Raw genomic sequence first — 16,505 nt, forward strand, 5'->3', positions numbered from 1 at the left:
TATATAAATAAATAAATGAAGCTTCTTATCAATCATTCAAGCATCTTCAATTGAAGATGTTTTTTTTATTATTATTAAATGATGATTATTCTTTTGCGCATATTCCTGTAGTTATAATTATCTATGAATGGGGGGTGTAAGGTCCATTTGGTAGGTGTTGAAGAAACGTGAGCGTAGTTTGTAACGCCTATTTCCTCTTAATGCTTTTGTTATAGTGTATATAACAAAACGGAGAGAGGTGTAAGGTTAATGATTGATATTAATATGAAAGTTCAACCCTCTTTTTACGATGATGAATGTGCCATTGTGTTTTCTTTTTATTTTGATAAGGCAACCAGGAAAATTGGTGAAGCTGTGGTGTACACATGCAAAAAATCAGATGATAAAGAATCCAGCCAAGATCATATAGATACAGATGTACAAGAAAAAATCGCTTATCTTAAAGAGTTTTCCATTGTAGATGAATATCAGGCGACCTCGATGAAGAAGATTCAACATTTTTTGAATGTAATCGGTATCAAGAAATGTGTGAAGCACAATCTTCAAGGTAATGAAATCGCATTTTAAAAGATAAAAACTCATGACATCCCACATGTCATGAGTTTTTGCCATTTAAATGACTGTTTTGAGCATTCATTTTCTTTTTAATGAAATCGCTCATTTGTTTCCGCTTACTTGGTTTAGCGTTATTTGTTCTTTCAAAAAATTTAAAGTGTTGTTTATTGCTATCGGATTTCATGATGTCTCTCCTTTGCTTTTTTTTATTTACCCATTTTTTTCTTAGTTAAAACGTGATTTTAATGATAAAAGGATGAACAGAAGATCTTGCAAATATTCCTGTAGTTATATTTTCTTCTGTGAATCCCTGCATATAAGGATTTATTAGATGATTATAAGAGGTAAAGCCCAAATATGGAGGAATTTCGTATTTTATCATACTTAAAATAAATGTTAAAATGGTCCGAATATCGGATTTTTCATTAGAAACATCAGTTTCTAGTACCCTAAAGTGAAGAGGGTTGAAGAACTCTTTTCGATGGCCCCCATGTATATGCTTGGGGGATCTTTTTTATTTGGATAATTTGTCCACTTTTTTTCTATAATATGTTTCGTTTTGTTTGTATATACATGGGTAAATATAAGAAACAAGATGAATTAAACCTGTGTTAATCGCAGTTTAATCGGAGGAATATATTTTATGGATGTGAAAGTAAAGAATGATCCGACGAAGCGAACTTTCCAGCAGTACATTTTTCCATTTACGCTTGAAGGAAATAAGATTGAAAAGTTTGTGGAAAAGTTGTTTGAGGACAATTTCGTTTTTTTGAACTTGAAAGATATGGAACAACAAAATCAATTTTACGGTGGCCATAAAGTTTCGCACCGTAAACTGGAAAAGTATTTCATGCCTTACATCGAGCCAATTTTATTTCCGAGTAATGCCAAACAGAAGGAAGGCTTGCGGCGTTTCACGAAAAAACTGGATATTGATTGTACCTTCGAATCACCCTATCTAAATACCCCATTTATTATTAACTCTATCGATATCTTCATATGCCCATTTCATATTGGCATGATGAACCTTCGTGTTACTTTACCTGAAGGGCTTTCACATGATGATGTGCTCTATTTTGGCGATACATTCCGAATCCTTGAACCGATTGCTGATGATGAGGAAAAAACGAAAGTCGGCTGTCGGGAAAATCAGTATGAACAAGTGAAGGATTTCATCTTCAATGAACTATTGCCGCCAATTGAGGAATATATGGATGAAGAACAAGCGGACCCGACCTATTTTGGCAGTTTGCCCTTCTTCATCGATGAAAGGATGTACGTGATCAGTTATACGGCATTCCCTGAGGATCGTGATATATCTAAAAATGACTTATTCCGGATCAGTGAACTGAACGGGTATGACAATGATGGTGAACCATATATAGGTGCATTAAATCCTGATTATATAGAAAAGTATTATCAAGAAAGAGTATATGACAGGTGGGGCAAGGAAACCTATTATGTAACTAGCATGTATCATTTCGCGTGTGTCACGAAAGCTACAGGTAAACTGGAACAGGAACTGGCAAGCGAAATGTATGGCCAGCATTTTTATTCATTGTTGCTTTTCTTCTATTATAAAATCGTACTGCTCAAATTGGCTCATGAACATTCCCAGATAGATGTGGAAAAAGATCAATCGGATACAGAACAGCTGATTTTCATGATCACTCAGTTTTCTGCAAAGTACTTATTCACTGAAGTGAATAGTACGGCAATCGGTAAAGAGCTTTTCAAAAAAACGGATGAAGCCTTCAGGATTGCCCCTCTCTACAGTGAGGTGAAGGAAACACTTTCCTACCTTTATCAAAATCAGGATAAACTGTCTGGGAAAAGAAGTAATTATCTTTTGCAAATACTAACGATTTATACGGTAGTCTCCGGGATATTCGGAATGAATCTATATATTGAAGATTGGAAAGGGAAATTACCATGGAAAGCGTATATGGATTACACCTTATACGAATGGGTAGCTGTTATTGTAACGACAAGCGGTCTCATCATTTCGGCCATCCTGGGCTTTATCTTCCTGAAAAAATGGCTCCAAGAGAAAAAAAGCCGAAAAAAAAGAATGCTCTAGAATCCTGAACATTATGTACATGACCCAGGCTGTAGGCAAACTCGATGAAGATTGAGTTTGCCTACGTTTTTTAGGGTTTGTACAATTTTGAACGTTGTCTCTAGGCGCTGGCTTTCCGCCTGCGGGTTTCCTTTGTTAGCAGACCCGGCAGAAAGGGAGCTGATTCCTTAAATCAACTTGATCTTTTTTGTGAACTGGACCTTCATCTATTTTTTCTAAAACAAAAGTCCTGTACATAATGTACAGGACTTTTGTTTTAGAAAAAACATGGTTCATTAGAAAAATGAAGAAATTCGGCATGTAAAATCCCCCATTCCCCTAATATTTTGCTAAACTATAGGTATATCATTCTAACTATTCATTAGGAGGAAATCATGAAGAAACTAGCTTTAGTTTCCAGCTTATTGTTGTTGAGCGTATTGTTTCTGGCCGGATGCTCGGATGAGCCAAGTCCGGAAGATCGCTTTGCGGCATACACGAAGCTTTGGAATAAACAGGATTTTGCGAAGATGTACGAGTATCTGTCGCCTGAGACAAAGAAGAAAATCAGTGCGGATGAATTTGCTAAGCGTTATGAGAAAATCTATACGGGCATAGAAGCCGACCAATTAAAGGTGGACTATAAACAGCCAAAAGAAGAGAAAGACCATAAAGATGGGGAAAAGGTAAGCCTTTCATATACCGTTGATATGTCCACTATGGCGGGTGCTGTCAGCTCTGATCATAAAGCGACACTTGTCAAGGAAGGGGAAGGCGAGGAAGAAAATTGGTATATCAAGTGGGATGAAAGCTACATATTCCCTCAATTGAAAGCTGGCGAGAAGGTATCGGTTGAATCGTATCCAGCCATTCGCGGGGAAATTGTCGATAGAAATGAACGCGGCCTTGCCATGAATGGAACGGTTGCAGAAGTGGGAATCGTGCCAGAGAAAATGGCCAATGAATCCGAAACGGTTAAAAAGGTCGCTGGAATCCTTAATATGTCCACCGACGAAGTGAATCAGAAATTAAAACAAACATGGGTAAAGCCAAGCTATTTCGTGCCCATCAAGAAAATGTCAAATGATAATAATGCAACCTTGGAAAAGCTATTAAGCATTGCTGGTGTATCTGTCAATAATACGGAAGAACGCATATATCCATATAAAGAGGCTACTGCCCATCTAATTGGATATGTCGGTGAGGCATCGGCCGAAGATCTGGAGAAATTGAAAGGAAAAGGATATACAGCAAGTGATGTTATTGGCAAACGCGGTCTTGAGGAAGTTTTGGAAGCGCGGCTTAAAGGCAAACCTGGCGGTAAAATCTTTATTAGAGCCGAAGATGGCGAAGAAAAAGTGATTGCTGAAAAGCCTGCTGAAGAGGGAGAAACAATTACATTGACCATCGACGCCGAGCTTCAAAAGGATATCTTCAAACAATATAAGAACGAAGCCGGATCGGCATCGGCAATTGATCCGAAGACAGGCGAAACGCTTGCACTTGTTTCAAGTCCGTCATTCGATCCTAATAAATATATTTTCGGAATAACGAATGCGGAACAAAAAGCGCTTGAAGAAGACCCGGAAAAACCACTTTTGAACCGTTTCAGTTCGACGTTTGCACCTGGTTCAACCATTAAGGCCATCACTGCGGCAATCGCTTTGAAAAATGGCGTGGATCCGAAAGAGTCGATCAATATTCAAGGGAAAACATGGGCCAAATCGACATGGAAAGATCATTCCATTACAAGGGTTTCGGACCCTGGGGTTCCAATCGATATGGAAAAGGCTTTAATTTATTCAGACAATATTTACTTTGCCCAAAAAGCTCTGGGGCTTGGTAAGGAAAAATTCACAAATGGACTCAAGGCATTCGGATTTGATGAGCCTTTGAATTACGATTATCCGATCAAAGCATCGAGCATCGGTAAGATCGATAGTGAGGGACGTTTGGCTGACGCTGGATATGGTCAAGCGCAAGTCCAAATGAGTACGCTCCATCTCGCCATGACCTATTCAGCCTTTTTGAATGCAGGGAACATCCCGACACCTTCGTTAATAACAGGAGATAAAATAGAAAAGAAAATATGGAAAGAAAATGCGATATCAGCTGACCAAGCAAATCAGGTCACCAAGATGCTGGCACAAGTAGTGGAACATCCTAAGGGAAGCGGACATGGAATAGATGATCTTGGCATCAAAATCGCTGCTAAAACAGGAACTGCTGAAATCAAGGCATCCAAAAATGCGGACGGAACAGAAAATGGCTGGTTCGTTGCCATGGACACAGAAGACCCGGAACTTCTCATGGCATGGATGATTGAAGATGTAAAAGGCCGAGGCGGCAGCCATGTCGTTGTCGATCAAATGAAACCGGTGTTGAAGAAGTATTTGAAGTAAAGAAAAAAGTCACCCATCAGCAAGCATTTACCAAAATAAAAGCAGGACATGGTTTCTTCCATGTCCTGCTTTTATTTTGGTTGTGGATTCCGATTACACAATAAAGCCGGATTTGAAGGATAATGCGGCGTACATACAGAATGTAAAAAGAGAGTTCAGTAACCTACAAGTAAATAGTTTTCTCATGCCAATAGATTGAACAGGGTTAATTCAAAAGTCTTGAAAAGATAAATAGAAAAGGAATGAGGATGAAGGGGAATGAGAAGTTTAAAGTATTTGTTTATCGCTTTCTTTATCACTTTTTTTGCATTTCCTTCTCATGAAGCAACGGCTGTGGAAGAGAATACAACAATGGAAGTGAAACTGAAGAATTATTTGGGGAATAGAACCAGTGTTAAAATAACGGCAACCGGGGACTACCGTAATTCAGGGGGAGAGATATTCATCAAGGCGGGTGAAAGTCTGACTCTGAAAGCGGAGTCGGCTGAACTTGCCGTTTACAAAGGTTCTCAGAAAACGGGATCTTATGCTTCCTTTAAGGTAATGCCAGTTAAACCTGAAGCTTCATTGTCCATAAACGGCCGTCCGTATCAAGGCTCAATGACATTTACAGTGGAGGACGGTTACATCCGGCCAATCAATGCTGTTTACATTGAAGATTATCTAAAGGGCGTTGTCCCGCTGGAGATGCCCGCACTATGGCATGCCGAAGCCTTAAAAGCACAGGCGATTGCCGCCCGGACGTATGCACTTCGCCATCAATCGTCAATCATTGATGATACAGTTTCTTACCAAGTATATGGCGGGGCTGCCGGTCATTATCGAACTGATTCAGCCATTGATCAGACAAAGGGCATGGTAATCAAACATGATGGCGAAATAATCGAAGCGTTCTTTTCATCAAGCAATGGAGGGATGACCGAATCGAATTCAAATGTTTGGTCAAGAGGCAACCCTCTTGCATATTTATCTATCAAAAAAGATTTCTATGATTCAAAAACCAATTGGTCGATAACGCTGGACAAGCAGCAAATCGACCTGTCAAAAATGGATTTATCTAAACCTGAAGAATGGTGGACAAGTGTAGAGGAAAAAGATAAAACGGTTGTGCCGAAGCTGAAGGCTTGGCTGACGAATAATGGATATGCGAAGAAAGATATTAAAATAACGGAGATTCCCTTGTTAACTTTTACAGATGAAAAAACGGGAGGTCGGGTTACGAAAGGCTCCATACAAATGAATTTCTATGTAAGGGATCTCGTTGATGATAGGGGAAAACTTTTGCAGCAAACGGTTAAGCTTACTAATGTAGCGGCTTCCAAAATCAGGGGCATGGTGGGGCAAGAGGTGATGAAAAGCTATTTGGTTGACCATTCATCTTCCGATCCTTCCAAAATTGCAATCGAAGGATCAGGATATGGGCATGGGGTCGGACTAAGTCAGTTTGGAGCGAAAAACAGAGCGGAAGCAGGACACTCATATCAAGATATTTTGGGTTTTTATTATCCTGACACAATTATAGAAAAGGAATATGGACCAGGCGCTGGATCTAAAACGGATATTGTTGTAAAGGAAGAACCGAATTCAGTAAACATGAAAGCGAAGACGGATCATTTAAATGATGAGGTTGGAATCACATACTCCCTAAAAGAAGATGCTGTGGTAACTCTCACGATTAAAGATAGGAAAGGTAATGCCTTAGCTAGCCCAGTCCGTGATCAAACAATGAAAAAGGGTACCCATTCAGCTATCTGGAACATAATAGCGGTAAGTAACGGGACATATGAAGCAGAATTATCAGCAATGGAACGAGGCGGGAATGAAGGTTTGGAAACAATGGCGATAAAAATCAGTAGAGATACGTCGGCACCTAAAATCACGGATGTCAAAACATCGGGTGATTACAGTACCGAGAAAGCGAACATAACGTATTCAATTAATGAAAACGCTAATGTAACGGTGGAAATCAAGAACAGTAAAGGTAAGGTTGTCGGCATCCTTTCTGAAAGGCAGTTCCATAAAGGCAGTCAATCGGCAACCTGGGATTTCAAAAATATGTCCAACGGGATATTTACGGTAAAAATCTCCGCTAAGGATGAGAGTGACAATCAGAAAACCATTTCAACGAAAATCTCGATTAGGAAGACGACGGGAATAGTGAAAGCAAACGAATTATCTATTAAAGAAAGTAGAAATGCAGCTTCTGAAACGATTGGCACTCTTCACAGGGAACAAGCCGTAACGATACTGGCTCAACAAGATGAATGGTATAAAGTGAAAAAGGGAAGCCAAATTGGGTATGTATTAAAAAAGCACATAAAAAAATAAATGAGTAGGACGCCATGTATGGCGTCTTTTTTTGACCTTATAAAGAGTAAAAGCACTACACTTACAAGAAAACAGCACGAATTCGCGAGTAAATCGCAAACTCACGAGTAAATGCACTAAACTCACGAGTAAAGGGCGCAAACTCACGAGTAAAAGCACCAAACTCACGAGTAAGCGCCTCAAATTCACGAGTAAATCGCAGATCAATGAGCAGATTCACCAACCTCATGAGTAAATGCTCCAAAACTTCAAAGAAATGCCCCAAAACTTGAGTAAACATCTCAAAAGAAAGGAATATCGAAAAAATCCAGACGGTTAATGAGGAAGAAATGTAATGATGTCATTCCTCTTTTGTTTTATGCTGCCCGGGTGTGAACGGAACACCGGCGGCTTTTGTGATGATTTTCGAAATATCCGTATTTTCAATGACTCCATCAAAGGCTTCACTGCCTGGACCCGAAGCGAAAACGGGAATCATATTGGCTGTGTGCCCTCCTGTGGAACTGGCCGCCCGTATGCTTCGATCAGCTATACCCGCCTTATAATGCCTGGCGATGGTGCTTCCGATTTCCCAATCTATTTGATGCTGTGGATAGACAAGCGTTTTATTTTTTCTTACGTTATCGATGAATTGATCGACTTCCTGATCCGTAAGGGATATATGTGCATACTTTTTGAATGTGGAAACGACGCTTTCTGGATTGATTTCATTATTTTTATCGAATGTAAGCTGTTTGGACATATATTCAGATGAAACCCTGATTTTTTTTAATGCCGTGATATCCATTGTTTCAGAAGCGGAGGTCCCCATTGTTTCGTGGTCTGCAAGTACAACGATCAACGTATCATTTCGATTTTTTGCCCAATTTACAACCTCTTTCACCGTTTGGTCAAATTCAATCGTTTCTTTCCATATTCCAGTGATATCAGCTGCATGCTCCATATGGTCAATACGCGCACCTTCGGCCATCAAGAAAAATCCCTTATCACCCCGTGATAAAATATCCAACGCTTTGGATGTCATTTCGGTTAGAGATGGTTCTTGAGAATGTAATACTTCTTTATCCAGTTTAAAATTCATATAGGTAGGGTGAAATAATCCTAAAAGTTTTTCCGGTTTATTTATGGAACTAAGTTCTTCTTTAGTCGTCGTAATCCCATAGCCAGCTTGTTTAAATTTACCGATTAAATCCTCGCCTTTCTGCTTATCCGCCTCGAAATAGCTGGCACCTCCGCCGAGGATGACGTCGATCCGGTTATCAAAGAGCTGCCTCGCGATATTTGCGCCGCCTGTCCAGCGGTTAGGAACACTTGCACCAAAGGCAGCGGGGGTGGCATCGACTACCATATTGGTTGAGATGATCCCGACTTTTTTTCCATTGTTCTGAAAGGCATCCAATACACTATCGACCTCGGAACCATTGGCATCGACTCCGATCGATTCATTGTTCGTTTTTATACCAGTGGCAATCGCGGATCCTCCTGCTGCCGAGTCAGTGACGTAATTATTGGCGGAATACGTGCGCATCAGGGCAACATGCTCCAGTTTTTCCAAATGCAGTGCACCTGTCTTTCCATATTCCAATTGCCGGGCAATTTCTATCGCCCCTAACCCCATGCCGTCGCCAATCAGCAATATGACATTCTTGGGGGTGTTTTTTGATTCTGCTTGAATAGGGGAGCTCATGCAAATAAAACAAATCATAAGAACGAATAATCCAAAGCGATGTGGTTTATGTCTGGATGTTTTATTCATCTGTAATCCTCCATTGGGTGAAAGTCTTCCTATTATTTGTCTAAATCGATAAAAAAACCCCTCCCTGATATTCAGGATGGAGCTAATCTTTTTAGCACTGTTACCGGCAACCAGTCGGTTTTTGCGTAATTTATCTTTCAAAAAAAGAAAGAATTTCTATATAATTACAATATGAAGTTGATAATTTATAAACAGTAAATACTTAACTGATATAATTTCACTAAAGGTCAATTCAAATAATGGGAGAGAGAACCCTATGCTATCCAGTATGAAAAAGTTCTTCAAAGAAGGTTCTAAAGACTTGAAGAGAATTTATAAGTTGGTAGAAGAAGTGAATCGGCTAGAGGGTAAATATGAAAGATATTCAGATCTGGAATTAAGCGGAATGAAGGATAAATTTAAAAGCAAATTGGATGCTGGTGACAATATATTGGATATACAAGCCGAAGCTTTTGCGGTCGTGAGGGAGGCTTCCAAGCGAGTATTGAATCTTAGGCACCATGATGTTCAGATTGCAGGCGGTTTTGTCCTGAGTGAAGGGGGCATTGCACAAATGAATACGGGCGAGGGGAAGACGCTTGTCTCCACTTTGCCTAGCTATTTACATGCACTGTACGGTAATGGTGTGCATATTATTACGGCCAATGAATATTTGGCCAGACGTGATAAAGAGTTGATGGGAAAAATTCTAGAATATCTAGGACTGACGGTTGGTTTGAACATTTCCCAAATGGAGACTTCTGCAAAACGTAATGCGTATGCCGCAGATATCACGTATGGGACGGCAACAGAGTTCGGTTTTGATTATTTGCGTGATAATATGGTCTACCGAAAAGAAGACAAGGTTCAAAGAGGACACCGATTTGCCATTGTCGATGAGATTGACAGCATCTTGATTGATGAAGCGAGGACACCATTAATCATTGCGGGCAGGGCAAGCGACGGAACCGAGCTTCACCAGATCACGGCACAAATCATGAAGTCATTTGTAGAAAATGAGGATTACGAGATTTACATCGATTCAAAGTCCGTCTTTTTCACGGATCAAGGGGCTTCCAGGATTGAAGCGGCCTTTGGTATCGACAATCTGTATGGGATGGAGCATCAAGAGCTATTACATAATGTTACACAGGCGCTAAAAGCCCATGCAATCATGAAATTGGATGTCGACTACATTGTCGTCGATGAAAAGATTGCAATCATCGATAAATTCACAGGCAGGGTGATGGAAGGGCGAAGTTTCAGTGAAGGGCTTCATCAAGCGATTGAGGCAAAAGAGGGCTTGGAGATTTCCGAAGAGAATGAAACACAGGCTATGATTACTGTCCAAAATTATTTTCGATTATATCATTCAATGTCTGGGATGACAGGCAGTGCCATGCCATCCAAGTCTGAATTCTGGGAAATATATCAGCTCCCAGTCATTGAAATTCCAACTAATGAGCCTATTATTCGAGTTGATGAGGTTGATTTGATTTATAAAGATGAAACAAGCAAAATCAACAAAATCGTCATGGAAGTAAAACGGATTCATGATGGAGGCAGACCCATTCTGATCGGGACGACCTCCATTGAGCAATCTGAAAAAATTTCGGTTCAACTAGAGAAGGGGAGAATTAAACATCAAATCCTTAATGCGAAGACGGAAGAGGATGAAGCGGAAATCATCGCGAATGCCGGGCAAAAAAATCAAGTGATGCTGGCTACGAACATGGCTGGTAGAGGAACGGATATAATACTTGGAAATGATGTCAAGGAATTGGGCGGCCTTCATATTATCGGTACGGAGCGACACGAGAGCCGTCGGATCGATATGCAGCTAAGAGGACGTTCCGGCCGGCAGGGTGATCCTGGTTCAACACAATTCATCATTTGTTTGGAAGATGATTTGTTTGATTACTATGATGAAGAAGAAATCGGACGTTATATCAAGAAAATCAAAACGGATGAAAATGGATTGGTGCTGAGCCCTGCACCCGATAAATTCGTTAAATTGGTTCAGGAAACGGTAGAGCAAATGCATCAATCAAGCCGTTACCATTTATTGAAGTTAGAGCATGCATTAAATGAGCAGAGTAAAATCATCTATGCAATGAGAGATCGTATTCTTGATATGGAGCCTGAACGGATGTCGGCCATTTTACTTGAATATATCAAAAAATACATTACTCGGCTCACAGTGAAATATTCCCCTGAACATAAGATGGAACCTGATTCCTCTGCCTTAATTGAAGAGCTTTCCCCTGTTTTCCAGGCGTTAGGTTGGCAGGCAAGTGATTTGCAGGATTTAGATGGCCAGATCCAAGGAAAAGCGTTGGATGCTTTAGGTGAATTGGAATCGAGATTGGTGATCTTTCAGGACGATGCAGAATGGGGAAACCAGTTGCGCGCTTTCATGCTGCAGCATATCGATACAAATTGGATGAACCACCTGGATCAAATGAACAGTGTGAAGGAAGGCGTTGGTTTAAGCGGATATGGTCAGCAGGACCCATATACGTTGTTTGAAAAAGAAGCTCTCAATCAATTTAACCTTCTATTAAGTAAAATTGAGTCGGAGATAAGCATCCGCTTTATGGAATATATGAATAGCAATCAGGAAGATGAAGCTGCTTTGGAGGGTGAGGAGTGATGAGTGATGAGTTTATTTGAAAAAAGGGATAATACACAAAAGTTATCAGATCAGGATGACACCGTTCATACTTCCTTGATGTTTCACAAGGGGTGGGAAGTTTCCAAGCAAGAGGAATATGTATATAAATTCCACCATCAAAGGCTTCCTGCATTAAAACCGAACCAAATTTCATTATCCGGCATCAAGCTGACTAGGGTGGAAGATGATGTAATCATAGAGGCTTTTCTACGAAATTCAATAGGAAAAGCTGTCAGTTTTGATATCGTGGATTTACTGTTAGTTGATGGAGATGGAAAATTCCTCGCAAAAAAGGCATTCGATCTTTCAGAGCTTGGTGAGCTTCCAGCACTTTCAAGCACCCCCTGGCGTTTCTTATTCGAGGAAGGGGATATGTTGGCGGAATCGATTCCTGATGAAGGTTGGAAGATTGCTTTCGAATGGAAGAGAAAATAGGGAAGTACCAGCATGAGTCTAGCGGCAACCGGCAGCTATTTTGCCGGAGATCCAAAGCAAAGCCCTCATCCTGTTAGTGATGAAGGCTTTTTGTTTATAAAGGAAGTCATTAGTACCAAATATTTATGCCGTTTTCTGTGTGCAATTTCTCATAAATGGCAACGCTAAGTAATATTTATAAGTAATCTTCCGCAATCAGGCTTAACTAAGGCTTGGAAATAATGAAGAGGAAAGTGGCAGGAGCATGAAGAATAACCGTAATCAACGATTGAAGGAGAGACTATTTGAGTTATTGTCATTCTCAATCGTGGCCATACTTTTCATTTATACGAATGATAGGATGGGTAACGATCTTTCTATTGGGATAATTACGATAATCATCGGTGTTGCCGGTTTTATTGTTTATCTGAAGGAATGGATACCGAATCAAATCGTAAAGGGCATCATTTTTTCAGTTTTCCTTCTTTCGATCATGGTCTTTTTCCTTGGGGACATCTGGTTTTACCGTTATTATTCGACACCTATAACATCTTATATGTGGATGCAAAAAAGCAACCTGAATGGGCTTGGTGAAAGTATATTCAGTATGAAGGAAGTGAAGGATGCAATCTTTCTTCTGGTAGGCATTCCAATTGCTGAGTCATTTGTGAAGAAAAAATACCCCCTCAAGCATATGGCTCTTGTACCGGTCGTAATATTCCTGATGATAGCAGGTTTGAAGCCGGTCAAGAACATCTTTATCGACAAAGTAGATATAACCAGGCGTTATGAGGCAAATACCTTCTTGCGAAACTGGGGCCCGATCGGTCATCACGCATTGGATACGTATGCCTACTTTACTGACTCGGGAAGGCATGGAATGTCTTCACAAGAAAAGATGGCCGTTTCTGATTACTTCAATAAAAAGAAAAGAAAGGGAAACGGGCATTCAGGCTCCTTGGAGGGGAAGAATCTCATTATCATCCAGGTGGAATCTTTACAGGCGTTTCCGCTATTTCAAAGCAGTGCCGGGCAGGAGGTCACGCCATTCATGAATGAACTGGCGAAAGGTGGGTTGTACTTCCCCCATGTTTATCCACAGACGGTATTTGGGAATTCATCTGACGGAGAGCTTATCGTGAATACCGGATTATTTCCTTTAAAGCAGGGTGCGACCTTTTTTCGATTCCCATATAATGATTTTCCGGGTCTTGCTAAGGAATTAAAAAAGTCGGATTATCAAAGTTTTGCTTTCCACGGAGATGAAGAAGACTTTTGGAATAGGCAGCATGCATATCCCTCGCTAGGGTTTGATGACTATCTTTCCATAGAGGATATGTCGCAAGATCAGATGATTTCGATGGGGTTGGGAGACCGCAGTTTCTTCAATCAAAGCTATGATTTCCTAAAAGATAAACAAAATCCCTATTACGCTTTTTTCGTTACATTGACCAGCCATGTACCTTTTTCACTGCCAAAGGAACAGATAACATTGAAGTCTGAAGTTGGAAAAGAGAACAGTTACCTGACTAAATATTTTGAAGCAATTCATTATACAGATTCAGCCATCGGGGATTTCGTAAAGAGGTTGAAGGATGACGGGAAATTGAAAGACAGCGTGATTGTCATTTACGGAGATCATGATGGGCTATTTTTAAAAGATAAACACGAGGTAGAAGCGTATTACGGTAGTAAAATTAGCGATGAAGAGTGGATTGAAAAATATATGCCAATTCCTGTGATCATTTATCAGGAGGATATGAAAGGGAGAACGATTGATAAGGTAGCGGGCCAAATCGATATTTTACCAACTCTATATGATCTGTTCAATATTAAGAGTTCTTCATACTTTGGAGAGAGCATGCTGAATGGCGAAAATGGTGATGCTTTGATATTAAAAGGGGATTATGGTACTCAAATGAAAATAAATGGGGAAGGTAAGGTCGAAGAATTTTCACCTGAAGACCAAAAGGAGATTGATCTGAGTGATCAAGTGATACGCTCTGATTACTTTAAACAAATGAAGGAAGAGAAAAAAGGTGAAAAAAAAGAGGATGACTGATAAAAGCCATCCTCCCTTTCATTATAATCCCAAATGCGTTTTCACACGATTTTGGGCTTCAAGCTTTGTATCTCCCGGAACGATGTTGTACCAAACGCCATCTACCCGTTGATTGTCACCTTCAAGTGTATATTGTTCAATATTTTTGAGGGATGATTTGTAGTTATTTTGGATGCTCAACATTTCATTGAAACTTAAATTGGTTTCCACGTTTTTACCTAAAGCTTCGAATATATCGTCATAATTGGTAAGTGTCGATAGGCTTGACCCTTTTTTCATGACAGCTTGGATAACCTGGCGTTGCCGCATTTGCCGTCCATAATCCCCGCGGGGATCTTCCTTACGGATTCGGGAATAAATCAAGGCCTCCTTACCATTTAAGTCTATTGTGCCTTTATTGAAAGTATAGCCTTTATAGGCAAGGTCCATATCATTATCGACTGTGACGCCACCAACAGCATTCACAATATCCTGAAAGCCTTCCATATTCATTTTGACGTAATAATCAATCGGAATATCCAAATAGGCTTCCACTGTATTTATCGACATGGCAACTCCGCCATATGCATAGGCATGGTTCATTTTATCATTTATACCTTTACCGATGATCTCTGTACGCGTATCCCTCGGTAAACTCAATAACTCGATCGATTCTTTTTTAGGATTAACCGTCATGACAATCATCGTATCTGATCGACCTGAGTCATTTTCTCTTTCATCCACACCAAGAATCAGCAATGAAAATGGATCTTTGCTCTTGAACTTGATGTCCTCTACCCGTTTATCCGTTTTATGGGCTGTCCCCTGCATAGTGCTGATCGCACCGGCTAATGATTGATATACTGAAGCGCCATAAACACCTGCGCCAATGAAAAGGATAAGAAGGGTGAAGCCGATTATTTTAAACGTTTTGCGTTTCTTTTTCTTTTTTTTATGTTCGGATCTCATTTAATATTCCTCCCTTAACCATCCCACAAAATGGAAGGTGTGAAAAAGTACCTAGTCGGTATTTTTAACTATACCTTTTTTTTGTCAAAAATAGAATAGTTTCTTTTTGTAGTTAGAGTGCATATTTACCATTTTTTATCCAAAAAAACGAAGGATTCTAGAGAAACCGAATTCCTTCGTTGGCACATCATTCGATTGTTTCGTAATTTGTATAGCCAGAGATAAAGAAGCTATGATTCTTTTACATGAAATTGCCAGACTTTAAGGGAAAGTCTGGCAAGTAAATCTTATAGACTTCTATAACCGATGATTTTACTCTTGAAATAAGAGTTTGAAGTAGTACTGATTGTTACTCCCTTGCTTGATGAGGCATGAATGAATTCCCCGCCGCCCAAGTAGATTCCCATGTGGCTTATCACTGATTTATTGGAACCCGTTGCAAAGAAGATAAGATCGCCGCTTTTCGGTGAAGTAACCTTTTTACCCATATCATAATATGTGGAAGATGAAAGCCTCGGCACGTCATACCCAGCCTTCTTGAATGTATAGTAAATGAATCCGCTGCAATCGAAACCTGATGGGGAGGAACCCGCCCATGAATATGGTGTACCAATTAATTTTTTTGCTTCGGAAACGAGCTTGGCCACTTTGTTCCCCGAACTTGGGGCTTCCACTTTTCCCTCATCGTTTTTATCCGCTGGGGCAGTACTTGCCGATTTACTTAGTTTTAGCTTTTGACCCACTCTGATTAAATCGGACTTTAAAGAGTTGATTGATTTAAGCTGAGTTACAGTCAAGTTGGTTTTTCTGGATATCTTGGAAAGAGTGTCACCTTTTACCACAATGTATGTAGACGAATTGACTGGGGTCTGTGTAACATTGGACGGTTTGGAGCTGCCGGGTAAATCAATGGTAGTGGTAGTGGTTGATTTAGATACGATAAGTTTGTTACCTGCATAAATTCTATCGGATTTTAAGTTATTCAGTTTCATCAATTCAGCAAGTGTAAGGTTATGCTTGTTTGCTATCCTGGTTAAGGTGTCACCTGAAACAATGGTATATGTGGTTTTCTTTGTTTTTTTCACGGAAACTGAAGAAGCATTGGATGTTGTTTTGGAGTTGGGTGTAATTAATTTTTGATTGATTTTCAAAAAGTCTGATTTTAAGTTATTAAGCTGTTTTAAGTCTTTTACCGTCGTATGATGCTTCTGGGCGATTTTACTTAAGTTATCACCGCTTTTGACAGTATATGTACCGGCAAGGGCAGGAGAAACAAAAGTCGAAGATAAAATGGCTAATGTCGAAAATGCGACAACACTTTTTTTCAC

At 40.0% G+C, this 16,505-nt stretch carries 12 protein-coding genes; 7 read left to right on the forward strand and 5 right to left on the reverse strand.

What is annotated here, in order from left to right; all coding sequences use genetic code 11:
* The first annotated feature begins 249 nt into the window (after window positions 1–249).
* A complete protein-coding gene (locus ACSR9O_RS11965) occupies window positions 250–567 on the forward strand; it encodes a hypothetical protein (protein WP_101223795.1) in 318 nt (105 codons plus the stop codon).
* Window positions 568–595: 28 nt separating this feature from the next.
* On the opposite strand, the gene ACSR9O_RS11970 is transcribed toward ACSR9O_RS11965, so the two are convergent.
* On the reverse strand, window positions 596–739 hold the full coding sequence (locus ACSR9O_RS11970; protein ID WP_157831067.1) for a hypothetical protein: 144 nt from the start codon (window positions 737–739) through the stop codon (window positions 596–598).
* 459 nt (window positions 740–1,198) lie between these two features.
* On the opposite strand from ACSR9O_RS11970, the gene ACSR9O_RS11975 reads away from it, so the two are divergent.
* The 3 genes from ACSR9O_RS11975 to ACSR9O_RS11985 all read left to right on the forward strand — a co-directional run bounded on the left by ACSR9O_RS11975 (window position 1,199) and on the right by ACSR9O_RS11985 (window position 7,344).
* A complete protein-coding gene (locus ACSR9O_RS11975; RefSeq protein WP_230176132.1) occupies window positions 1,199–2,635 on the forward strand; it encodes a magnesium transporter CorA family protein in 1,437 nt (478 codons plus the stop codon).
* Between the two features lie 374 nt (window positions 2,636–3,009).
* Window positions 3,010–5,016, forward strand: a complete 2,007-nt coding sequence (locus ACSR9O_RS11980; RefSeq protein ID WP_491724445.1) for a penicillin-binding transpeptidase domain-containing protein — start codon at window positions 3,010–3,012, stop codon at window positions 5,014–5,016.
* A gap of 258 nt (window positions 5,017–5,274) precedes the next feature.
* Window positions 5,275–7,344, forward strand: a complete 2,070-nt coding sequence (locus ACSR9O_RS11985; RefSeq protein WP_491724446.1) for a SpoIID/LytB domain-containing protein — start codon at window positions 5,275–5,277, stop codon at window positions 7,342–7,344.
* 61 nt (window positions 7,345–7,405) lie between these two features.
* Here ACSR9O_RS11985 and ACSR9O_RS11990 read toward each other — a convergent pair whose 3' ends face one another.
* Both ACSR9O_RS11990 and ACSR9O_RS11995 read right to left on the reverse strand, forming a co-directional pair.
* Entirely contained in the window at window positions 7,406–7,624 is a 219-nt protein-coding gene (locus ACSR9O_RS11990; RefSeq protein ID WP_491724447.1) for a hypothetical protein, read from the reverse strand.
* A gap of 60 nt (window positions 7,625–7,684) precedes the next feature.
* Window positions 7,685–9,100, reverse strand: coding sequence for an alkaline phosphatase (locus tag ACSR9O_RS11995; protein ID WP_491724448.1), 1,416 nt, complete (start codon window positions 9,098–9,100; stop codon window positions 7,685–7,687).
* A 256-nt stretch (window positions 9,101–9,356) separates the two neighbouring features.
* Here ACSR9O_RS11995 and secA point away from each other — a divergent pair, with 256 nt between their 5' ends.
* The 3 genes from secA (at window position 9,357) to ACSR9O_RS12010 (ending at window position 14,229) form a co-directional block, all read left to right on the forward strand.
* Entirely contained in the window at window positions 9,357–11,732 is a 2,376-nt protein-coding gene (secA, locus tag ACSR9O_RS12000; RefSeq protein ID WP_491724449.1) for a preprotein translocase subunit SecA, read from the forward strand.
* Between the two features lie 6 nt (window positions 11,733–11,738).
* Window positions 11,739–12,188: an SLAP domain-containing protein gene (locus tag ACSR9O_RS12005; RefSeq protein WP_491724450.1), complete on the forward strand. Its 450-nt coding sequence runs from the start codon at window positions 11,739–11,741 to the stop codon at window positions 12,186–12,188.
* 244 nt (window positions 12,189–12,432) lie between these two features.
* Complete coding sequence (locus ACSR9O_RS12010) at window positions 12,433–14,229, forward strand: LTA synthase family protein (protein ID WP_491724451.1); 1,797 nt, start codon at window positions 12,433–12,435, stop codon at window positions 14,227–14,229.
* Between the two features lie 21 nt (window positions 14,230–14,250).
* On the opposite strand, the gene ACSR9O_RS12015 is transcribed toward ACSR9O_RS12010, so the two are convergent.
* Together ACSR9O_RS12015 and ACSR9O_RS12020 are read right to left on the reverse strand one after the other, a co-directional pair.
* Complete coding sequence (locus ACSR9O_RS12015) at window positions 14,251–15,177, reverse strand: LCP family glycopolymer transferase (protein ID WP_491724452.1); 927 nt, start codon at window positions 15,175–15,177, stop codon at window positions 14,251–14,253.
* Window positions 15,178–15,464: 287 nt separating this feature from the next.
* Window positions 15,465–16,505 carry a C40 family peptidase gene (locus ACSR9O_RS12020; protein ID WP_101223785.1) on the reverse strand — a complete coding sequence of 347 codons (1,041 nt, stop codon included), beginning with the start codon at window positions 16,503–16,505 and terminating at the stop codon, window positions 15,465–15,467.

It is taken from the genome of Peribacillus sp. B65, assembly GCF_058513295.1.